This window comes from Candidatus Paracaedimonas acanthamoebae (assembly GCA_017307065.1).
GTDB lineage: Bacteria > Pseudomonadota > Alphaproteobacteria > Caedimonadales > Caedimonadaceae > Paracaedimonas > Paracaedimonas acanthamoebae_A.
The window spans coordinates 28,816-50,332 of sequence record JAFKGL010000019.1 but is presented as its reverse complement, the minus strand read 5'-3'; the positions used below and the strand labels follow the sequence as shown (position 1 = coordinate 50,332).

The window sequence follows — 21,517 nt, the reverse complement described above, 5'->3', positions numbered from 1 at the left end:
TTCAAATTAACCTTTAACGATTCATTAATTTTCTTTTGAAATATTAGAAAGAAATAAGAGGACATCATAATGGCTAAGGCAGAAAAAAATTCTTTTTCAAAAGAAGTTAAAAAGGTTGAAAAGGATGTAGAGACCTTCGCGGAGAAAGTTAATAAATTCTTTGAAGAAGAGCCCATTCATTATCTGATCTTAGCATGTATTTTCATCGTAGCAACAGTCTCTGGCCTTCAAACAATACACCATATTAAGCAAAAATACGGTGAATTTTTAGAAGTCCTAGAAAAAGGGATTCATTGTCTTTTTGTGATTGAAATGGCTTTCCGTATTATCGTCACAAAAAAGAAATTTTTTCAAAATTACTGGAATATATTCGACCTTACTTTAATCCTTGCAACACTCTACCCTTCCCCTTTCACGCCAACTGTCCTTATCATCTTCAGAGGCCTCACAAGCCTGAATGTCCTCAATATCTTCCCCAAAACACGACACATTATTCAAGGACTTGCAAAATCTACTCCGGGGATTATCAGCGTCTGTTTTCTTGCTTTTATATTCTTTTATGCTTTCAGCTTGATCTCAACAGAACTCTATCGGGAATATGCGCCTGAATTATTTGGTGACATTGGCATTTCTATGCGGACACTTTTTAGCATGGTCGGCGAATTCTCTTGGCTTGAAATATCTCAAACCATGACAAAATACTATCCAGACGCTTGGATCTTTCTCATGATCTTTAACTCTATTCTAGGTTATTTTGTCTTTAATCTTGTGGTAGGAACGATTGTGGGCGCCATGTCAGAAGTGGTAGAAGATGATATGCGTCGTAAAGGGACTCACCCGCTTGATAATCATATTAAAAGTCTAAAAGAAGAATTAGCAGAAATAAAAAGAGACCTGGCTCTATCTAAAAGAAAATAATTTTTACAAATAGGAATTTTTATGCTATTTATCACCCTTAATAAGGATGATAAATACAATTATTTTTACCCATAAGGAATTACATGAGTTATTTTTTTAAAAAATTCTTCTTTATATTAACTTCTATACAAAGTTTTTCAACCGGTTGGGGGTCATCTCTTCCCCTTAAAAACAACGACCAATTTTCTGAAGATCAAGTTGTAAAACAATCTTTAATTCTCCAATCAAAAATCTCAGCTCTTGTACCTATGCCACGACAGCATAGACCTTATCTCTATAAGCTCACGCCGCCTCAAGACTCTAATTATAAAAAGTTTACAGTATTAGGAACAAATCATGCATACCCTCACTGCATGCTGCCCCCTTCTGTTTTAAAGAAATTCTCAGAGGCTCAACACGCCATCTTCGAACTCACCCCAGAGTATTGGGCGGATAAACGATCAGTGACCAAGGAAGAACTTAAACGCACTGGTGCCTTTATAAACATCCCTGCTGAAGTTGAGCGTCTTGTTAAACAACAACTAGAATGGTTGCAAGCATTTTATGAAGAACAAGAAATTGAAAATCCTTCTCTTTTTAAGAGAGAAGATAAAATATCATTTTTACAAAGCAAGCAAGCAGAAGAAGAACTAAGAATCAAAGAGTTCTTAACAAATTGGGACAATTCTCTTTCAGATGAAAGGCGTCAATACATTCTTGCCCTCCTTCAAGAGGAATTTCCTGAGTTAAATTTAACCGATATTGGGGTATTCCACCCCATAGCTGTGTCTCAATTCCTTCAGGAACTAGAGTACATGAATACTGCACCCAACCATCTCGAAGTAATAGATCACTATTTATACCGATATTCTTTAGAATCTTCTATACCTGTTTATAACTTAGATACCATTACTTTACGGTATGAAGCACAATTAAATGAATTTGCCGAAAACGTAATTTCTTTAGATATTTTTTCTATTGAATCCTCGATTGAATTGATGGCAGCCCCCTCAAAACCTCTTCAGCAAAAAGCACCGCGCTCTTTAGAAGATCACATGGAAATCTCCATAATTTATGATTATCATCATAATAGATGGAAAGCCACAAACAACTCAATTGCCTGTGACTTGAGAACCCAAGCATGGCTTCCTAAGCTTGAAAAGTATATACAATTAAAAGAAGACACTTTTGTTGCTGTGGGCATCGCCCATACCCCAGACATTCTTAAATGGGCCCAAGAGAAGGGCTATACTATTAAACGAAGCAAACATTAGCCCCAAAGTCATCGACCTCCCCCAGAGAGGGAAGCTTTTTTGATCTACAAAAAAAAGAGCTGCATTTCTGCAGCCCTTCTTTTTTAACCTGTGACAAAATGAGCTGAATTTAGAAATCCATACCACCCATGCCGCCCATTCCGCCCATGCCACCCATTCCGCCTGGCATTCCAGCTGCCGCATCTTTCTTTTCAGGAAGATCTGCAACCATCACCTCGGTTGTAATGAGAAGACCTGCAACAGAAGCAGCATCTTGAAGTGCTGTACGCACAACTTTAGTTGGGTCAATAATACCAGCCTTATACATGTCAACATATTGACTTGTTTGGGCATCGTACCCTTGCTTTGCATCTTTTCCTTCAATCAGCTTATTGGCAACGACTGAACCATCTTCACCCGCATTAGTTACAATTTGGCGAATTGGCGCTTGAAGAGAACGGCGGATAATATCAATACCAACGCGTTGCTCGTCATTTGCAAACTTAAGATTATCTAAAGAAGAAATTGCATAAAGAAGAGCAGAACCACCTCCAGGAACAACACCTTCTTCAACCGCAGCGCGTGTTGCGTTCAATGCATCTTCAACACGATCTTTGCGCTCTTTAACTTCAACTTCTGTTGCACCACCCACGTGGATAACAGCAACACCACCGGAAAGTTTAGCCAAACGTTCTTGAAGTTTTTCACGATCATAATCAGAAGTTGTCTCTTCAACTTGAGCACGAATTTGATTACAACGAGCTTCGATATCTTTTGCTGCACCAGCACCATTAACAATAGTGGTGTTTTCTTTGTCGATAACAACTTTTTTCGCTGTTCCAAGCATATCAATCGTGACATTTTCAAGCTTCAAACCAACATCTTCAGAAATCACTTGTCCATTTGTAAGGATTGCAATGTCTTCAAGCATTGATTTACGGCGATCACCAAAACCTGGCGCCTTAACAGCTGCCACTTTAAGGCCACCACGAAGCTTGTTCACCACGAGAGTTGCAAGAGCTTCACCTTCGACATCTTCAGCAATAATAAGTAACGGGCGACCAGACTGAACAACTTTTTCAAGAACTGGCAACATTGCTTGAAGGCCTGTGAGTTTCTTTTCATGAATAAGGATGAATGGGTTTTCGAGGTCAGCAACCATTTTTTCTGCATTGGTCACAAAGTAAGGAGAAATATAGCCACGATCGAATTCCATTCCTTCAACAACTTCAAGTTCAGTTGCGAATGATTTCGCTTCTTCAACCGTAATAACGCCTTCTTTACCAACTTTATCCATGGCTTCTGAAATAATTTTTCCGATTTCAGATTCACCATTTGCAGAAATCGTCCCGACTTGCGCAATTTCCTCAGAAGTAGAAACTTTCTTGGAACGTGCTTTAAGATCTTCGATAACAGCGTTTACAGCCAAGTCAACACCACGCTTAAGATCCATAGGATTCATGCCTGCAGCAACAGCTTTTGCCCCTTCACGAACAATTGCTTGAGCTAAAACAGTTGCTGTTGTCGTGCCATCACCAGCAATGTCATTAGTCTTGCTTGCGACTTCACGCACCATTTGAGCGCCCATATTTTCGAACTTATCTTCAAGTTCAATTTCTTTTGCAACAGAAACACCATCTTTTGTAATGCGAGGTGCACCAAAACTTTTTGATAGAACAACATTACGACCTTTTGGGCCAAGCGTCACCTTTACAGCATTTGCAAGGGTGTCAACGCCACGTAACATGCGTGCACGAGCATCTGTTGAAAATTTAACTTCTTTTGCTGACATGATTTGTCTCCTTTTAATTAATTATCATCCGTTAAGCGGCAAGAATGCCAAAAATATCAGATTCTTTAAGAATCAAAAGCTCTTCGCCTTCAACTTTAACTTCAGTTCCAGACCATTTGCCAAAAACAATACGATCCCCAACCTTAACATCGAGAGGTCTTACTTTACCGGACTCATCGCAAATGCCAGAACCAACAGCAAGAACTTCACCTTCAATTGGTTTTTCTTTTGCTGTATCAGGAATGATAATCCCACCTGCAGTTTTTGATTCTTGTTCCATGCGTCTTACAAGCACGCGATCGTGGAGTGGTTTAAATTTCATGTCGTGTCTCCTTTCTCTAAAAGACGAAAGTTGCTCTTCATCTGTCTTTAAGCCCTACATTAGCACTTAACCAGGAAGAGTGCTAATTATATAACATGGCACCCTAAAATCGTCAATTATGAATTAAAATTTCAGAATTAAATTTAAGATTTAGCAAGGTTTATAGTTGCATATTTTTGAGAAAGAAGTAGAGTCAGTTTTTGCAAAATTGCAACCCTTCTTACGCCCCCTGAAGTCGTAAGAACAGACTTTGCCGACATAGTTTAAAGTACTTTACTAGGAGGTTTAAGTAACATATTGAAAATTATAATTTTCTATTCTTTTATTTTAGTCAGAGCTTTTAAAATTTTTAATCGCTTCATTTTGAGGATATAAAAATCATGACTCTTCCTCAAAAAAAATCTCCTTCTCAAGTTTCAAAAATTGATTTTCTCCCGTGGAAAATTTGGGCGTGTGGAAGCTTTTTCTACTTTTTTCAATTTATTTTGCGCATTTCTCCTAGCATTATAACCGAAGATCTTATGCGGCATTTCAATGTTCAAAGTTATGCTCTAGGCATTCTCTCTGCTTTTTTCTATAATGCCTACGCTTTAATGCAAGTCCCGATAGGAATGATTGTTGATCGTTTTGGGCCTCGCAAAATCCTTGCTTTATCTTGTTTTACAACGGTCATTGGTACTTTGATATTTTCAATGGCGCAGACCCTTACTGTAGCTTCTTTTGGGCGCCTTTTAATTGGAGCAGGCTCTGCTTGTGCCCTCTTGGGTAGTATTAAATTAATTACCTTATGGTTTCCTCCTCAACGCGTAGGACGACTTATTGGATTAACTATTTTCTTAGGAACATTAGGCGCAAGTATAGGCGGCGCTCCCTTAGCTTTTCTCATAGAAAAAACCACTTGGAAAATTTCTTTTTTCCTTCTTGCGGCTCTAGGACTCTGTTTAACCATTACCATATGGTTTGTTGTAAAAGACAAAAATCCAGAAGAAAATCCTTGGAATCGCTCTCTAAATCCAGGACTTGAAGGCGCCTCTCTTCTCAAAGGATTATTAATAACTATTCGAATGCCTAAAATATGGATTATCGCTGTTTATAGTGCCTTAATGTATGTTCCTATTGCTGCGTTTGCAGATTTGTGGGGCATCCCTTTCATGAGAGAAATGTATAACTTAGATCGCCCCGTCGCAGCCTCCGTTATCTCTATGATTTTTATTGGGGCCGCCATAGGATCTCCGATTAGCACTTTTCTTTCAGACCATTATAAAACTCGTCTCTGGCCTATGACGATCGCTGCCATTGGCTCTTCTCTTGTATATGTGACTATTATTTACGTACCTAATATCCCTCTCAGCGTTATGTACATCCTTCTTTTTCTTGCTGGTATATTCTACTCAGGAAAGATTCTTTCCTTTGCTTCAATTTGCGATATTGTCCCTCATTCTGTGAGTGGGGTTGCGATAGGCTTTGCAAATATGACCGTAATGCTGAGTGGTGTCATTTGCCTCCCTCTTATTGGTGGACTTTTAGATCAATTCTGGCAAGGCAAGATCACAAATGGGCTTCCTGATTATACCTTAGGAGAATGGCGATTTGCTCTCATGCCGATTCCGTTCAGTATACTAATTGCTCTTCTCCTTTTGAAATTTATCCCTGAAACTTTTCCCGAAGATCTGAAAAAGCCCCTTCATTCTGCTCCTCTTGAATAATATCATCTGTTGCTAGCTTGAATGATTTCTTTTTCTTTGTTAGAAAGACCCTATGAAATCTATAAAAAAAACTTATTTCATGCATTATCTCCCCTGGGCCATTTGGCTGTGCGGCGGTCTATTTTATTGTTATCAGTTTATTTTACGTGTCTCTCCCAGCATCATGACCGAAGAGCTTATGCGGGCTTTTCAAGTGAATGGGTATGCTTTAGGGGTTTTGAGCGCTTTTTATTATTATGCCTATGATGCGTTACAGATCCCTCTAGGATTTATTATGGATCGTTTTGGTCCTCGACGTGTTTTAACTTTTTCAACCTCTCTTTGTGTCTTAGGAAGTTTTCTATTTGCAAGCGCAACCATCCTTCCTTTTGCAGCGATAGGAAGATTACTGATGGGAGCAGGCTCAGCGTGTGCTTTTATTGGGACACTAAAGTTAGCGACTCTTTGGTTTCCGCCTCAAAAAGTAGGAAAAATCATTGGTTTTACGATGGTTTTAGGCACCATAGGAGCAACTTCAGGAGGAGCTCCTTTAGCCTTTTTACTTGAATATATTGGATGGCGAGCGTCACTTCTTTTAATAAGTGGTCTTGGACTGCTGCTCGCTTTAGCAATGTGGTTTATTATACGAGATAAAAATAATACTTCTTCTTCAATAGAACCTCTTTTACCTTCAGCCAACGATTTATGGAAAGGTTTATCTAAACTCTTACGGAATTCGCAATTTTGGATTATTGCCACTTATAGCTCACTTATGTATGTCCCTCTTTCTGCCTTCGCAGATTTATGGGGTGTTCCCTATCTAAGCACAATCTACCATTTGGAACGCAAAATAGCCGCGAGTGCAATTGCAATGATCTTTTTTGGGATTGCTATCGCAAGCCCTATTACAACCTATCTTTCTGATTATTTTCAGACCCGCCGCTATCCTATGATAATTTCCGCTATCGTTTCTGTTATTCTATATGCCGTAATTATATTTGTGCCCATTCCCTTACCCGTTATGTACGTCCTTCTCTTTCTCACAGGAATCTCTTTTACTGGGCAATTATTAGGCTTTGCTGCAATATGTGAAATTATTCCCTCATCGATGAGTGGCCTTACATTGGGGCTAACCAATATGACGGTGATGTTGAGTGGTGTTATCTTTCAACCTTTCATTGGCTGGATCTTAGATAAAGCCTGGAATGGAAAAATCGAACAAGGTCTGCCATTTTATACTCTTGAAAATTGGAAACTTGCTTTGGCTTCTATTCCTTTGTGTCTTATTCTAGCTTTATCACTCACATATTTTATTCGTGAAACATTTACGAAAAATCCTGTATCATCTTAATTGAAGATCGAAGCTATTTAGAACCTATATTAATTTAAAGAAATATTTAGAATGTTAATATCCTCATCTCCAATTCTTGTTACCGGTGTTGCAGGTTTTATTGGTTACAGTTTAACTTTACATCTTCTTAAACAGGGGATGTCTGTCATTGGCATAGATAATATCAATGATTATTACGATGTTTCACTTAAACAAGCTCGATTAAGAAAATTAAAAGATTTTCCTCATTTTACATTTTATCAAGCCAATATTTCTGATCGAGATCGCATACAGCAAATTTGGGATGCCCATCCTTCAATTCTACAAATCGTGCATTTAGCTGCCCAAGCAGGCGTTCGTTACTCTCTTATGAATCCATTTGCCTACATAGAAGCAAATATCGTGGGACACATGGTCATCTTAGAACTTGCACGGCAAAGAAAAGGATTTCAGCACTTTATTTATGCAAGTTCTTCTTCTGTATATGGTAGCAATACAAAATTACCCTTTTCTGTTGAAGATCATTGTGACACCCCAATTTCATTATATGCCGCAACAAAAAAGGCCGATGAACTAATGACGCATTCCTATGCTCATCTTTATCATATTCCTTCAACTGGGCTTCGTTTTTTCACTGTATATGGTCCTTGGGGACGACCTGATATGGCTGCCTTTTTATTCACAAAAGCGATCGTTGATAATCAACCTATTCAGGTATTTAATCAGGGAAAAATGAAACGAGATTTTACTTATATTGATGATATTATAAAAGGAATTATGGGAGCTTTAAATGCGCCTCCTTCTCGCGATACCGTTGATCCTCCCCATAAAATTTATAATCTTGGGAATAATAAAAGTGAGAAACTTATTGATTTCATTAAATCAATTGAGCAAACGCTGGGGAAGAAAGCCATATTAGAAATGCTCCCCCTCCAAGCCGGAGATGTTCCTGAAAGTTTAGCTGATATCACGACCTCTGAGCAGGATTTAAATTATTCTCCTACAACACCTATTTCTCACGGCATACCAAAATTTGTTGAGTGGTATAAAGAATATTACAATGTCTAATTTTTATAAGTCAGTTAATTTTCTTATGATATTAGTTTAGACGCCTATATAACGTGATGCCCAAGCTTTTATGATATTTGCAATATAAGAAGCATCTGTTTGTTTAGTTAATAAATGATCCATTCCATCAAGACTCAAAAAACTCTTCGGATGAGATGCCGCCGTAAATATTTGATTTGCATTACGAATATCAACAACAGGATCTTCCGGAGCATGCATAACAAGTAAAGCTGCTTTAAGCTTAGATAATGTCTCTCCCATGTTGTAATTCTCGAGCGCTTCAAAAAAATTCTTCCGAATTTTAAAGGGACGCCCTTCAATTAAAACTTCTGCTTCCCCATAAAGCATTACGTCTTCTCTAACCGAATGAACCCTCTTTGCAACGTGTCCAGGATCATAAGGAGAATTCAACGTAACCACGGCACGAATATTTGAAAACTTGCTTGCAGCAACGAGAGCAGCGGTCCCTCCTAAAGAATGTCCTATGATTAAGGTAGGAGACTCATGATTGTTTTGTAGATAATGAGCAGCTGCTAAAATATCTTGGACATTTGTTGTAAAGTTCGTCTCTGCAAAACAGCCTCTACTCTCACCTAATCCTGCTAAATCAAATCTTAATGTTGCAATCCCAAGTTGCGCAAGTTCAGCGCTAATACGTCGACTTGCATGATGATCTTTTGAACACGTGAAACAATGAACATAAATTGCATAAGCACACGGCTGAAAAGGAGGTAAAACTAAGTGAGCCGCAAGCTCACTCATACTCCCAGGGAAGAAAAATCTTTCGATAGTTATAAGCTCTTTTGTCATTGACTATATCATCTGCTCTGCTTTTTTTATTTTATTATCTTGTTTACATGCTCTTATTTATCAAGCGAGGCGCTCTTCAAGGATAGAAGTATAATCAACGGAATACACAAAAGCGCACTTAACGCATAAAAATCATGCCAATTAAGCTGATCTGCAAGCCATCCTCCGATTGAAGAGAAAGTAACACGTGCTAAGGATCCAAATGATGATAAGAGCGCATAATGCGTTGCTGTATGTGGCATACGGCACAAAGAAGAAAGGTAAGTTATGAAAGCTGCAGTCCCCATCCCACAAGCTAAATTCTCAATTCCAATAGTTACAAATAACATTAAAATATTATGGCCAACTTGGGCTTGAATAATAAACATCAGACAAGAAAAAATCTGGAGAAAACCACAAATAAAAAGCGTGTCTATTAACGGTTTTCTGACTAAAAGAATTCCGCCAATAAGCCCTCCACACATCATTGCTCCTATCCCAAAGAATTTAGCAACGTTCGCTATTTCTATTTTTGTAAAACCAATTTCAAGCAAGAAAGGGATACTCATGACATTTAAAATTGTATCAGGGAATTTATAAAAAAGGATAAATAGAATGATTATCCCCCAATCCTCTCGGTTGATAAAAGTTTTCATAGGAGAAGAAACCAAAGTGCGAAATTTTGCTTGCAGCATTGGCGATGATATCTTTTTTTGAGAAAATTTTGAATATTTCGGTTCATGGCTTAAAAGAGTTGCGACAATCCCTATCATAACAAAAAATGACATAAAACTATAAGTCGCAAGCCAACTAAAATTCGTGGCTAAATAAAGAGCTCCTGCCCCCGAAACCCACATTCCAAGACGGTAACCAAAAACGCTGGCGCCCGCTCCAATACCGGCAGATTTAATGTCTAAAGATTCCACCCGATAGGCTTCTATAACACTATCCTGAGTTGCAGAACAAAAAGCAACTACAGTTGCCGCCCCTGCTGTCATCCAAATATTTTGAGAAGGATCAGCAAATCCTAGTAAAACTAATGAAATCATTAATGAAAGCTGGGTTATAAGCATCCATCCTTTTCTCTTCCCTAAGAAACGGCCGAAAAAAGGTAATTGCCAACTATCTATAATCGGGGCCCACAAAAATTTGAGAGTATAAGGAATTGTTACGAAAACAAATAAGCCTATTGTTGTTTTATTAACCCCAACTTCTGACAGGCGCACATGAAGTGTTGCTAATGTTAATAAAAAAGGCAACCCACTTGAAAAACCCAAAAACAAGATGCTCAAAATACGTGGTTCTTTGTAAAGAGTAATAGCTTGTATCCAACTTCTCAAAATTAAAGAACCTCACCATGTGTGGGTTAAAAAAGAAAAACATTTATCGCATACTATAACTTCTTTAAAGGATAAATCAATCTTCAATCAGAATTAATGCTTTTTTGACAATTTTAATTACTCTTATAGACTTTTAAAGCTAAATAAGATTTAATCGACTCGCGTTTTAATTGCCATTTAGCTAAACTTACCATGCACCAATACAAAAGTAATATTGAAAAAAAACCTTTTAATTCCAGTAAGATAAAAACATTCTTATTGCAAAGAGTCGATGAACTTTTGGGAATAGGTTTCTTGGGATCTGCTGTATTTATATTCCTTAGCTTATACAGCTATGATCCTTTAGACCCTTCATGGAATACTCTTGTGGATGGCCCCTTGCAGAATTACGGTGGCATGACCGGAGCTTTTCTTGCAGATTTGCTACGACAAGGCTTCGGATCAGCAAGCTATCTTATTCCGATTACTTTCTTAATTTGGAGTTTTTATTTACTAAAAGTGAAGAAGTTACGATTTTTGGGTTTAAGAATTTTAGCTCTTTTTCTAAGCCTTTTATCAACTTCAAGCTTATTTTATCAACTTTTCAGCGCAAACTTGGTACCCACAAATAGTGGTGGAGCCTTAGGCCTTTTGGGAAGTTATCATTTACAGCAACAGATTTCCCCCTGGAATCTTTCTTGGAACATCCAATTTTCTATTGTAGCATGTTTTTCACTCTTATGCTTCATCGCAGCAAGCGGCCTACATCTAAAACATGCGTGGACAACCTTAAAATGGTGTTATTTTGCTCTTACAAGACCTATTTCTTTCTTAAAGAAATTCTCTTCTAGAGATTTGTATCATTGGGTTCCTTCTTTCAAAGAGAAGGCGGTGGCTTCAACTCATACGCTATCTTCTCACGAAGAACCCCACTTTGAACCTTTCTCTCAAGAAAAATCACTTTCTCAAGAAATCACGCCTTCTGGTGCTCCTGAAATTAAAATCATGGATCCTTCTCCTCAACCTGTAAAAAAATCTCAGCAAAAGATTTCTGAGGCTAGACAAAGAAAAGAACAACCTCTCAATCTCACGCAGAAAGATAGTTATCATCTACCTTCACTCGATTTACTTACAGCAGAACCTGTCGCAAGTAAAAACAGCAAAATCCCCGAGAGTATTCTCCGCCAAAATGCCCAACAATTGATGACGATTCTTGAAGATTTTGGGATCAAAGGAGAAATCACGCAGGTGCGCCCAGGCCCCGTCGTTACGCTTTATGAATTAATTCCAGCACCGGGCATTAAAGCTTCTCGTGTGATTGGCCTTGCGGATGATATTGCTCGTTCAATGAGTGCGCTTTCTACCCGTATTGCCGTTATTCCAGGACATAATGCCATTGGTATCGAACTTCCTAATAAAGATCGTCAAACGGTCTTTTTGCGAGAACTTTTCAAAAGTCAAGATTACGAAGCTCCCAGTATGAAACTTGCTATTGCGCTTGGAAAAGACATTAGTGGAGAGCCCGTTATCGCTGATCTTGCCCGTATGCCGCACCTTCTTGTAGCAGGAACCACAGGATCAGGAAAATCCGTCGGAATTAATGCGATGATCCTCTCGCTTCTTTATCGCCTCCCTCCTGAGCGTTGTCGTTTTATTATGATTGACCCAAAAATGCTTGAATTGTCTGTCTATGATGGAATTCCTCATCTTTTAACACCGGTCGTGACCGAACCTAAGAAAGCTGTTTTTGCACTCAAATGGGTTGTCAAAGAAATGGAAGAACGCTACCGAGCCATGTCCAAACTTGGGGTCCGAAATATTGAAGGCTATAATACGCGCCTTTCTCAAGCGCAAGCTCAAGGGGAAGTCTTATCGCGCCAAGTCCAAACGGGGTTTGATCCTGAAACTGGCCGCCCGGTATATGAGACACAGCCCTTAGATATGTCACCCCTTCCTTACATTGTTGTTTTCGTGGATGAAATGGCAGATCTGATGCTTGTTGCAGGTAAAGATATTGAAGCGGCTGTTCAACGCTTAGCCCAAATGGCGCGTGCAGCAGGTATCCATATTATTATGGCAACGCAACGTCCTTCTGTTGATGTCATTACCGGCACAATTAAGGCAAACTTTCCGACGCGAATTAGCTTCCAAGTGACTTCTCGATTTGACAGTCGCACGATTTTAGGTGAACAAGGAGCTGAACAACTTTTAGGGCGTGGCGATATGTTATTCATGGAGCCAGGTGGCAAAATTCAACGTGTCCATGGCCCTTTCGTGGGTGACAGCGAAGTCGAACAAGTTGTCCGTTTCCTTAAAGCTCAAGGAACCCCTCAATATATTGAGACGATTACAGAAGAACACAATGACGCACCTTTAGGCTCTTTTGGAAATGATGAGGATGGAGGAGATCAACTCTATCATCAGGCCATCGAGCTCGTCCGTCGAGAACGTAAAGCTTCAACTAGCTTCATTCAACGCCATCTTCAAATTGGCTATAATCGTGCAGCACGTATTATGGAACAAATGGAAAATGAGGGTATTGTGAGTGCTGCAAATCATGTGGGCAAACGAGAAGTCCTTCTTCCCGTTGCCTCTTAACAATCAAGGATAGATCAATGAAAAAGTTACGCCTCTTAATACTCGCCTTAATACTTCCTTTACAAGTTTTCTTATCGAGAGCTCAAGGTGAATCTTCCGCACCCGCCCTCAAAATGGTGGAAACTTATCTAAATGAGGCCCGTACCTTTACAGCAGACTTTGAGCAAATTGATAACGCGGGGAAGCTTTCTCATGGAAAATTCTATCTCTCTCGTCCTGGGAAATTGCGTTTACAGTATACGGATCCAACGCCTTTAACAATTGTTGCAGATGGTCAATTTCTCATTCACCATGACTCAAGTACCCGAGAAACGACTACCATGGCTCTTTCTGAAACGCCTGCTGAATTTATCCTCCGCGAAAATATACGTTTTGACGAAGGGATTAAAGTGACACAATTTCAGGAAGAGAAAAATACTTATAAGGTCACTCTCGCGCGAAGCGCTGTGGCCGAAACAGGAACCTTAACCCTAAAATTCTCAAAAAAACCTTTAAAACTCGTTCAATGGATTGTGATTGATTCTCAAGGGCTTGATACCACGGTTAACCTTACAAACTTAAAAACGAATGTCCCGATTGATCAAAAATCTTTTATTTTTCAAGAATCAATCTCTTAAAAACTAAACTCTTTTGAATAGCGTTTACAGATTCTTAACCCCTCTCTCTTAAGATAAAAGACTTAAACAGGGAGGGAAAAATGTTTACTGAGAAAAATTTATTAAAAACACAGCAAGATCTTTCAATAATTAACTCAAGAGCAACGCTTGATCTTCTTAAATTAAAGTTACTCGCCCTCAGCCTTGCACAACAACAAACAACTACAAAAGAAAATCGTTTTTTTAATTCATTTGTGCGCAATCGGTTAGATTAATTTATTCTGTTTTTTAGCCCACGGGAACTTATTAATCTTCCAGATTAATAAGGATCCCTATTTGTTCTCTTTAAGCATTTAAAATAAAATAATTAGCTCTTTTCTTTGCCGCAATAGGACTATCTTTATTTACATCTAATCTTGAAAAATATCTCTAACATTGGAAATCTCTCCCTTTTCCTCTAAAGGAATATCTATTAATTGTTTTTCTAATCCTAAACAAAGCATTATTTCATTCCGAGAAGAGATAATTTCCCAATCAATGGAAGGATTCACATATTGATCTGGCTTATAGACCTCTTGTAAAATTGAAAACACTTCTTGTAGAGTCCATTTTTTAAGCATATCGTCATTCACGACTACTTTTATTCTCTGCAGCCCCTCAGAAGGAAGCTCTTGAAGCGTTGATTGAAACTGAGCTTGTATACTCTCCTTCATATGCTCTTTTCTTAGTTGAACTAAGGATTTTATCAACTCATTATGGGCTTTTTGTTGTTGAGATTTTTTCTCTCTAAGATTCATAAAGCTAATAAAAAGATCAGCATTAGGCTTTTGTGGCTCCTCAGATTGCAAAAACTCTAAATAAGTTTTTTGTTCTTCTTCAGAAGAAAATAATTCCTCATCTTCTTCCATGCCAAAAAAACCAAAACCCTCTTTACCTTCTATAGATTCTTGATTTTCCTGTCTTTTTTCTAATATTTTTCTTAAATTTTCAAAAGAAAGATCAGGTGTCTTAAACTCTCTTTTTACTTCTTCAGCCTTACTCTCATACTGCTCTTTTAGGGCATCTAATTCTATTTGACTGAGACCAATAGTGCTGGAAAGATCTTGTTCAGATGCATCTTTTTCTTTCATCAAGGTTAAAATATCCATAGGTTTTAAGGATAGCCCCCAAGTCACTGTTGTTTTTCTAACAGGTCCAAAGTTTACGAAAAAAGTTGGAAATTTAAGTAATAAATCATCTTGTAAAACAGACATCTGTTTTTGACCAAGACCGATAATGAATATTCTTTCCTCAAATTTTTTATAGGATTCTTTAATAAATTCATACACTTTTGCCATATCAAATGGCATGACTTCTTGAGCCATCCATTCGCTTGAGGCCCCTTCTCTCCATTCTCCTGATTCTTGTTCCAGCCATTTGGTTGAGTCTTGTTCTATCCATCCTCCTAATTCTTGCACCAGCCATCTGCCTGATTTTTGCCCCATCACATAGAAAACGGATGGTAATGAAACTTGTTTAGAGGGATCTTTAATAGTAGAATCCTGTACAATTTCTGCAGAAGTCAATAAACCTACTTTGATTAATTTTAGATCAAGTTCTTGTATTTGTTTATGATAAGAATGGTATTCTTTAAGAAGACCTGGAACTACTTTCTTAATTTTCTTATTTTTCTCATATACAATAATTTCTCCCCCTTGATATACGCTCATTAAATTTTTCAGGTTAGTTCTCAATTTTTCAAAAGTACCATCTTCTTGTTGAATTATTTCTAGAGGATCTTGTTGATCTTTCTCTTTCCTTAGAAAAATTTCAAAAGCATATTTTTGATATAAAGAACGATAGCGCCCACCATCAAAACCATAATTGTCGTGCCAATTTTTCCAAGCCTCATAACTCCATATCCCTAAAGATTTATTTTTCTTTTTGCCCTCTTCATATTCTGCAAGAATTTTTTCTTTAATCTCTTTTTCTTCTTTTACTCGAGAAATCCAAGATTCCATGCGTGAAATCAAAATCTTCAATTCGATTATTGAAGATAAAACCCATTCTTCAGGATCCCTACGCGGTCCTTTAATAATATCAAACTCACCTTTTTCTAAAATATTAGGATGAGAAAGAGGTTTAAAACTTTCTCTCTTATTGACATCCTCACTATAAAATTTATTCCGTTTTTCTTGTTGTTCATAAAGGTATTTTTCTTTAGTTGTGTCGCAATTAACTATAGGAAATGGCATAAAGCTATTATCTAATTCAGTAACATCTCGCTCGGGTTTTAACTGAATCTGATGATAAGCCTGTAAATTAATAAGTTCTAAACTTCTAATAGCAGGAATATCTCTAACTATTCCTCGTCTAGGCTCTCGCTCATCATCAGGCCTCCTTAGAAAACCTATTTCTTTTCGCAAATCGAGAGGAGGTAAATATTCTTCATAAGAGTTAGACGCTACGAGAGTCCTGGGACTAGGCACATTTTTCCCGGCATCAGATGCTGAAGGATCACATGTATATTCCATCGAAACGTCACTAGAAAATAAAGAAGTTGTTATTAACAATTTTACAAAAAATACTGTCAATAAATTATAATTACTCATTTAATTCACCTAAAATATATAAATATTTAAATAATATAATTTAAAAGTATTTATTAAATATTAATTTAACATAAAATTAGCGCGGAAATATCAAACAGTTAAAGTCATTTTTATTTTGAATCGTCTTTATGAATCGAAGGAATAAAAAAGGAATTTTTTAGAAATGGTCGGGGCGGAGGGATTTGAACCCCCGGCATCCTGCTCCCAAAGCAGGCGCGCTACCAGGCTGCGCTACGCCCCGAACTGCTCCTTGTTACACGATTTAGAGCCATACAGCAACGAAAAAACCATCAAATTTAAGAAGACCTCGTTGTTATTTTCTATTTGACAAAAATTTTCTTTTCTCTATAAAGTAACGATATCAAAAACGCAATAATTCCATAATGAATAAATTTATGTTTAAGTCCTTAAAATATTTTATATTTATTACTTTTTTTAGCTTTTCTTCTTCGTTTGCAAGTCAAGAATATCAAGAAGATTATAAATCTCCCTATAGCCCTCGTACTTTAAAACTTAAACGTCCTCCAAACTTCCTAAATTTAACTTCAGAGCAAGTTGCATCAATGTTTTTTGATAAAGAGAACGACAGTAGCACCGTTATTCACGACCATGGAAAATATCGCTTGTCTAAATCCCCCGAGGATGAGGATGCCTTTAAACAATTTTTGCTACAAACTATCTCACCAGATATTGCCATCTTCCAAAGAAAAGAAGAGAAAAAATCAAACTCTAATATAGTTGATTTAGAAATTTATCAATGGGATACTGAAAAACAGTTAGGTACCAATCATTTTTACTTTACCATATGTAAAGTTTCTTCACAAAAAGTGAAGAAAAAATCCAAATAAAATGAATGACAATTTAAAAATAATCTAAGACATTTGATTATGAAATTTGGTTCAGAATTTCTCTTCATTAAAAATAAAAAAATTTTTTAAACTTTCCATTAATTAAAGAATTTTATGCTTATTAAAGAATCATAAAATCTTAAGATAGGCTCTTTATTAATGAAAGTGATATCCCTCCTTCTTTTCTCTCTTCAGCTTATAGGATGCACTTCTTCTCAAAAAACTTCTTGCCCTAGAGATTGTTATGAGGCTCCCCAAGCCCCTCTTCCATCTTCCATCCTTTATGAAACCTATAGAGGATCTATTATAGCAAGACAACTTCCGATAGAAGACCGGATCATCGCTGCTTATAATGCCCAAAACATCTTAAAAAAAGGAATCCTTAATCGTCCGTATGCGTGGGAAAGCATTTCTTCCTCTTTTAGGGGCTCTTTTGAGCTCCTCGCCTCTCATGAAGAAAAAAATACGCCTTGTTTTAAATACAAGCAAACTATTGGCTCAGATAATAACGTATTATCGGCTCAAGGGATTGCTTGCCTTGATTCTTATCAAGTATGGCGTATCGTCAATGAAATCCCAGATATTAATCCTTGGTGCACGTCAAATCCACTTGAAGGCCTTAAAACCTCATCAGAACTAAAAACTCGATTATCAAGGTTTGTTGATTAAAATAAATGAGTTACCGAACAGATTTAGGGAGGGGGGCTTTATAAATATATAAAGCCCTTTTAAAATTATTCTTTATGCCTATTTTCTGTTGAGTGAGTTTCCAAAATTTCTTTCCCCTTAGTTGTTAGCACAGATAATGGGTAAATAACTCTTGCACTTCCGCCAAAAGAACCTTCGCTTACATCCATTTGGAAAGAAATTGTTGACGTATCATTTTTAGATACCTTTGAAATACTTCCGTGAAGCTTCCCTAAGCCCTCACCAGAAGAATCTACATTTTAATATTAACAGCTAAAAATTAAAATTTTATGAAGTAGAAATAAGAATATATAAATGCAGATTCTACGAATTATTTAACCTCACAAGCTTTACAAATCGCCTTATATGCTTGCATAGAACCTTTTAAAGAATAGGTATCTTTTGTCTTGGTGCCTTTTGAAGAAATTCCTTCAACGATTAAGCTTTCTCCTACTTTTGTAAGGCGCCGTGTAATCTCTTGATCATCAGAATCAGAGATCGCCCATGCTGTTTCGTTATCAGTAAAAAGGTCGAATTCTTTTTTATGTTTCCCAACCTGGACTGAGAGGGTCACTTTAGAATTCTTGGGGAATTTATAGCCAGCATGAAAACTGACGACATTAAAACTTTTAAGAGAAGGCCTATGCGTAATCATCGCGTATACTTTTCCCCGTTTCTTAAAATCCCCTTCTTGTTTTTTGGGAAGGCTTATCATGTAACAGACTTTCTTCTTTTGCTCAAAAGTCACATAAGCTTTCCAATCCTCAAATGACCCTATCTCTTCAACATTATTCGCTTTTTTTTCAGCAAAAAGGTCAGAGTTAGACACAAAAAAACTAAAGATTAGGCTATAGACATAAAGATATCTCATGATGAACCTTTTTTATTGAATATGCTCTCAAAATGCGTAAAATTTTTTAGAATTGCAAGAAACAAGCTCAACGGAATATCTATGCGAATTGAGCTATTGAAGCACGAAGAGTTTCTATCCCTTTTTTATCAACAGAGCTTGTCGTCAAGACTTCTGAAAATGCGGCAGCATGTTTAACAGCTTCTTGAGACGTAAGTTTTAAAACTCTTTCGACTTCTAACGATTTTAGTTTATCGCACTTTGTCAAAACAAGTTGATAGGAAACAGCAGCTTCATCAAGCATCTCCATAATTTCTTGGTCATTGGCCTTAAGTCCATGACGACTATCAATCAGCAAAAATACACGTTTTAAGCTTGCACGTCCTCTTAAATAAAGACGTATTAATTCATTCCAGGCTTTAATTTTACTTTTACTCTCCCGAGCGTAGCCATATCCGGGAAGATCAACAAGGATCAGAGTTTTTGCTAAATCAAAGAAATTAACCTCTTGAGTCCGGCCAGGGGTGTTTGAAGTTCTTGCAACATCTCGACGCCCAAGAACAGCATTAATTAAGCTTGATTTACCGACATTTGAACGTCCTGCAAAAGCGATTTCAGGTAGAGAAAGAGGGAGTAAATCTTCAAGTCGATTGACCCCTCGCATAAATTGAACTTCTGCGCCAAATAATCTGGCGAGAAATTTCCCATCTTTTTCTGAATTTTCAGCCATTAAAGTACGCTTTTACTTTTTTTTAATGAGAACTTTATTCTTCTCATCTTTATCATGAAGCGTCATCATGGTCCATTGCTGCAAAATTGTAAGTAGATTGCTCCACGTCCAATAAATCACCAAACCAGCCGGGAATTGAGCCAACATAAAAGTAAACATTACAGGCATGATCATAAATACCTTTGCTTGAGCTGGATCAGAGGGTGGAGGATTTAGCTTTTGCTGTACAAACATAGAAAGCCCCATCAATAATGGCCATAGACCAATCATCAAATAACTCGGCAGTGACCACGGAAGAAGCCCAAAAAGATTAAAAAGGCTCGTTGGGTCTGGCGCAGAAAGATCATGAATCCATCCATAAAATGGCGCCTGACGCATCTCTATACTCACAAATAGAACTTTATAGAGGGCAAAAAAGACTGGAATTTGCACAATCATTGGCAAACAACCGGCCATAGGATTTACTTTTTCCTTCTTATAAAGAGCCATCATTTCTTGATTTACCCGCAATTTATCATCGCCATATTTCTCGCGAAGACGTGTAATTTGTGGCGTTAATCTCTTCATCTGAGCCATCGAGCGATAAGATTTATTGGCCAAAGGAAACATCAGCAACTTAAGCAAAACAGTCAAAAGCATGATGGCAAGACCAAAATTTCCTAACCATTGATGAGCAAATGTTAAAATATGAAAAATGGGTTTTGTTAAGAAATAAAACCATCCAAAATCAACAGCCAAATCAAAATGCTTCACATTTAATGTGTTTTCGTAGCTATCTAATAAATCTAAAATTTTGGCGCCCACAAATAAAGAACTCTTCGTTTCTTGAGTCGTCCCTGGCTGGAGCACCGAAGTCGTCATCAAGAAATCGACTTGATAGCGTTCTTGGGAGACTTGCCCCACCTGTCGGAAACTGGCCTTAACTTCTTGAACTTGATCAGGAATAAAAGCAGCTAACCAATACTTATCTGTGAAACCAAGCCAGCCACCTTGACTTAATTGGCTCTGATCACCTTTCGTTAAATCCTTATATTCAATCTCTTGAAGTTTGTTATTTAGATATCCGAGAGGACCTTCATGAAGGATCATAAAACCAGAAGTTTGGGGCAAACCATGGCGCGAAATAAGACCATATGGTTGAATAACAATCGGGTCTTTCATGTGGTTAAAAACACGCTGAGTAATCGAAAAAAGATAATTCTTATCAACTGTAATATCTATTTCAAAACGAAGACCTTCCCCATTGTCCCAATGAAGTTTTACAGGTTGTTCCGGCGTCAAAAGAGTTTGATTCGCTATCCAAATAGTATCAGCATCAGGCAATTTGACGGTTTTCTTATCGCTGACCCATCCGAATTCTCCATAGTAAGGAGCTTTTGATCCCATAGGATTAAAAAGTGAAACTTGAGAACTTTCCTCTTCAGGTGTCTCACGATAATTTTTTAAAGTGACGTCATCAAGTTTTAATCCTTGAAGATTAAGAGACCCTTTTAATGTAGGTGTTTCCACCAAAATACGCTTAGTTTGCTTAAGAGCTTCTTCCCGCACTAAAGGCTTTGCAGATTCAATAGAAGGTATGTTCGTCTGAGAACTCACAGTCGTTGTTTGTACTTGTTGACGCTCAACTTGACGAGGTTTTTCAAAAAAATAACTCCATCCAAACAGCACAACTGTTGTGACAATTACCATAAGGTAAAGATTACGTTTATCTTGGTTATCCATTTTTACTCCTTTAGCCTTTTTGGTGGAAGTGGGTCTAAGCCAGCCGCCCCCCAGGGATGACAGCGCAAAAGACGTTTTACCGTTAACTTTAACCCTTGAAAAATGCCATATTCTTGCAATGCAGAATAAGCATACTCTGAACAAGAGGGTATAAATCGGCACCGACTTGGTAAGAAAGGCGAAATTCCAAGCCTATAACATTTTATTAAGCCTAATAAAAACATTAGTGTTAATGATTTTAGCATAAGGGTCTTATACCAGACTCCTTAAAGAATGGAATTAAATTCTTTAGAGTTAGTTTTTTCTTCTCATCTTCAACTGAGGTGATTGGTACTTTTTTTAAAGAATAAATAGATAATTCTTAATTTAATCAAGGTTAGAAGTTTTGAAAATCCCAGGCCCAAGGGCCCGGAGATCCATGCTAAAATAAAATTGTTTTT

Annotated in this window: 19 protein-coding genes and 1 tRNA gene; 10 read left to right on the top strand and 10 right to left on the bottom strand. The window is 37.5% G+C overall.

Annotated elements, in window-relative coordinates; translation table 11 throughout:
- Positions 1-69 precede the first annotated feature (69 nt).
- The gene (locus tag J0H12_05050; GenBank protein MBN9413273.1) at positions 70-918 is read left to right on the top strand and encodes an ion transporter; all 849 of its coding nucleotides are present in this window, start codon (positions 70-72) and stop codon (positions 916-918) included.
- Between the two features lie 83 nt (positions 919-1,001).
- Complete coding sequence (locus tag J0H12_05045; protein ID MBN9413272.1) at positions 1,002-2,171, top strand: TraB/GumN family protein; 1,170 nt, start codon at positions 1,002-1,004, stop codon at positions 2,169-2,171.
- A gap of 109 nt (positions 2,172-2,280) precedes the next feature.
- Here J0H12_05045 and groL read toward each other — a convergent pair whose 3' ends face one another.
- Together groL and J0H12_05035 are read right to left on the bottom strand one after the other, a co-directional pair.
- Positions 2,281-3,942 (bottom strand): chaperonin GroEL, encoded by a 1,662-nt coding sequence (gene groL, locus J0H12_05040; protein ID MBN9413271.1) that lies wholly within the window; start codon positions 3,940-3,942, stop codon positions 2,281-2,283.
- Between the two features lie 31 nt (positions 3,943-3,973).
- Positions 3,974-4,264, bottom strand: coding sequence for a co-chaperone GroES (locus tag J0H12_05035; GenBank protein MBN9413270.1), 291 nt, complete (start codon positions 4,262-4,264; stop codon positions 3,974-3,976).
- Between the two features lie 380 nt (positions 4,265-4,644).
- Here J0H12_05035 and J0H12_05030 point away from each other — a divergent pair, with 380 nt between their 5' ends.
- From J0H12_05030 to J0H12_05020, 3 genes are read left to right on the top strand one after another with little or no spacing between them, the layout of a single operon-like run.
- Positions 4,645-5,970, top strand: a complete 1,326-nt coding sequence (locus J0H12_05030) for an MFS transporter (protein MBN9413269.1) — start codon at positions 4,645-4,647, stop codon at positions 5,968-5,970.
- 52 nt (positions 5,971-6,022) lie between these two features.
- Positions 6,023-7,300 carry an MFS transporter gene (locus J0H12_05025; GenBank protein MBN9413268.1) on the top strand — a complete coding sequence of 426 codons (1,278 nt, stop codon included), beginning with the start codon at positions 6,023-6,025 and terminating at the stop codon, positions 7,298-7,300.
- A gap of 51 nt (positions 7,301-7,351) precedes the next feature.
- Positions 7,352-8,347, top strand: a complete 996-nt coding sequence (locus J0H12_05020) for a GDP-mannose 4,6-dehydratase (GenBank protein MBN9413267.1) — start codon at positions 7,352-7,354, stop codon at positions 8,345-8,347.
- A 36-nt stretch (positions 8,348-8,383) separates the two neighbouring features.
- Here J0H12_05020 and J0H12_05015 read toward each other — a convergent pair whose 3' ends face one another.
- Complete coding sequence (locus tag J0H12_05015) at positions 8,384-9,157, bottom strand: alpha/beta hydrolase (protein MBN9413266.1); 774 nt, start codon at positions 9,155-9,157, stop codon at positions 8,384-8,386.
- 53 nt (positions 9,158-9,210) lie between these two features.
- On the bottom strand, positions 9,211-10,476 hold the full coding sequence (locus J0H12_05010) for an AmpG family muropeptide MFS transporter (GenBank protein ID MBN9413265.1): 1,266 nt from the start codon (positions 10,474-10,476) through the stop codon (positions 9,211-9,213).
- A 192-nt stretch (positions 10,477-10,668) separates the two neighbouring features.
- On the opposite strand from J0H12_05010, the gene J0H12_05005 reads away from it, so the two are divergent.
- From J0H12_05005 to J0H12_04995, 3 genes are all read left to right on the top strand, one after another.
- Positions 10,669-13,053, top strand: coding sequence for a DNA translocase FtsK 4TM domain-containing protein (locus J0H12_05005; GenBank protein MBN9413264.1), 2,385 nt, complete (start codon positions 10,669-10,671; stop codon positions 13,051-13,053).
- Positions 13,054-13,070: 17 nt separating this feature from the next.
- A complete protein-coding gene (locus tag J0H12_05000) occupies positions 13,071-13,670 on the top strand; it encodes an outer membrane lipoprotein carrier protein LolA (protein ID MBN9413263.1) in 600 nt (199 codons plus the stop codon).
- An 80-nt stretch (positions 13,671-13,750) separates the two neighbouring features.
- A complete protein-coding gene (locus J0H12_04995) occupies positions 13,751-13,924 on the top strand; it encodes a hypothetical protein (GenBank protein MBN9413262.1) in 174 nt (57 codons plus the stop codon).
- Between the two features lie 135 nt (positions 13,925-14,059).
- On the opposite strand, the gene J0H12_04990 is transcribed toward J0H12_04995, so the two are convergent.
- Both J0H12_04990 and J0H12_04985 read right to left on the bottom strand, forming a co-directional pair.
- Complete coding sequence (locus J0H12_04990) at positions 14,060-16,240, bottom strand: hypothetical protein (GenBank protein ID MBN9413261.1); 2,181 nt, start codon at positions 16,238-16,240, stop codon at positions 14,060-14,062.
- Positions 16,241-16,404: 164 nt separating this feature from the next.
- Positions 16,405-16,481 (bottom strand) — tRNA-Pro (locus J0H12_04985).
- 154 nt (positions 16,482-16,635) lie between these two features.
- Between J0H12_04985 and J0H12_04980 the strand changes: the two genes are divergently transcribed.
- Together J0H12_04980 and J0H12_04975 are read left to right on the top strand one after the other, a co-directional pair.
- On the top strand, positions 16,636-17,088 hold the full coding sequence (locus J0H12_04980) for a hypothetical protein (protein MBN9413260.1): 453 nt from the start codon (positions 16,636-16,638) through the stop codon (positions 17,086-17,088).
- 159 nt (positions 17,089-17,247) lie between these two features.
- Positions 17,248-17,757, top strand: coding sequence for a hypothetical protein (locus J0H12_04975; protein ID MBN9413259.1), 510 nt, complete (start codon positions 17,248-17,250; stop codon positions 17,755-17,757).
- 349 nt (positions 17,758-18,106) lie between these two features.
- On the opposite strand, the gene J0H12_04970 is transcribed toward J0H12_04975, so the two are convergent.
- From J0H12_04970 to yidD, 4 genes are all read right to left on the bottom strand, one after another.
- Positions 18,107-18,646, bottom strand: a complete 540-nt coding sequence (locus tag J0H12_04970; protein ID MBN9413258.1) for a hypothetical protein — start codon at positions 18,644-18,646, stop codon at positions 18,107-18,109.
- 79 nt (positions 18,647-18,725) lie between these two features.
- Positions 18,726-19,355, bottom strand: a complete 630-nt coding sequence (locus tag J0H12_04965; GenBank protein ID MBN9413257.1) for a YihA family ribosome biogenesis GTP-binding protein — start codon at positions 19,353-19,355, stop codon at positions 18,726-18,728.
- Between the two features lie 12 nt (positions 19,356-19,367).
- The gene (gene yidC, locus J0H12_04960) at positions 19,368-21,077 is read right to left on the bottom strand and encodes a membrane protein insertase YidC (protein MBN9413256.1); all 1,710 of its coding nucleotides are present in this window, start codon (positions 21,075-21,077) and stop codon (positions 19,368-19,370) included.
- A 2-nt stretch (positions 21,078-21,079) separates the two neighbouring features.
- A complete protein-coding gene (gene yidD, locus J0H12_04955) occupies positions 21,080-21,322 on the bottom strand; it encodes a membrane protein insertion efficiency factor YidD (protein ID MBN9413255.1) in 243 nt (80 codons plus the stop codon).
- Between the last annotated feature and the right edge of the window lie 195 nt (positions 21,323-21,517).

Coding starts and splice junctions, on each gene's coding strand:
- J0H12_05050 (MBN9413273.1), top strand. CDS start 70: ATGGCTAAGGCAGAAAAAAATTCTTTTTCAAAAGAAGTTAAAAAGGTT.
- J0H12_05045 (MBN9413272.1), top strand. CDS start 1,002: ATGAGTTATTTTTTTAAAAAATTCTTCTTTATATTAACTTCTATACAA.
- groL (MBN9413271.1), bottom strand. CDS start 3,942: ATGTCAGCAAAAGAAGTTAAATTTTCAACAGATGCTCGTGCACGCATG.
- J0H12_05035 (MBN9413270.1), bottom strand. CDS start 4,264: ATGAAATTTAAACCACTCCACGATCGCGTGCTTGTAAGACGCATGGAA.
- J0H12_05030 (MBN9413269.1), top strand. CDS start 4,645: ATGACTCTTCCTCAAAAAAAATCTCCTTCTCAAGTTTCAAAAATTGAT.
- J0H12_05025 (MBN9413268.1), top strand. CDS start 6,023: ATGAAATCTATAAAAAAAACTTATTTCATGCATTATCTCCCCTGGGCC.
- J0H12_05020 (MBN9413267.1), top strand. CDS start 7,352: ATGTTAATATCCTCATCTCCAATTCTTGTTACCGGTGTTGCAGGTTTT.
- J0H12_05015 (MBN9413266.1), bottom strand. CDS start 9,157: ATGACAAAAGAGCTTATAACTATCGAAAGATTTTTCTTCCCTGGGAGT.
- J0H12_05005 (MBN9413264.1), top strand. CDS start 10,669: ATGCACCAATACAAAAGTAATATTGAAAAAAAACCTTTTAATTCCAGT.
- J0H12_05000 (MBN9413263.1), top strand. CDS start 13,071: ATGAAAAAGTTACGCCTCTTAATACTCGCCTTAATACTTCCTTTACAA.
- J0H12_04995 (MBN9413262.1), top strand. CDS start 13,751: ATGTTTACTGAGAAAAATTTATTAAAAACACAGCAAGATCTTTCAATA.
- J0H12_04990 (MBN9413261.1), bottom strand. CDS start 16,240: ATGAGTAATTATAATTTATTGACAGTATTTTTTGTAAAATTGTTAATA.
- J0H12_04980 (MBN9413260.1), top strand. CDS start 16,636: ATGTTTAAGTCCTTAAAATATTTTATATTTATTACTTTTTTTAGCTTT.
- J0H12_04975 (MBN9413259.1), top strand. CDS start 17,248: ATGAAAGTGATATCCCTCCTTCTTTTCTCTCTTCAGCTTATAGGATGC.
- J0H12_04970 (MBN9413258.1), bottom strand. CDS start 18,646: ATGAGATATCTTTATGTCTATAGCCTAATCTTTAGTTTTTTTGTGTCT.
- J0H12_04965 (MBN9413257.1), bottom strand. CDS start 19,355: ATGGCTGAAAATTCAGAAAAAGATGGGAAATTTCTCGCCAGATTATTT.
- yidC (MBN9413256.1), bottom strand. CDS start 21,077: ATGGATAACCAAGATAAACGTAATCTTTACCTTATGGTAATTGTCACA.
- yidD (MBN9413255.1), bottom strand. CDS start 21,322: ATGCTAAAATCATTAACACTAATGTTTTTATTAGGCTTAATAAAATGT.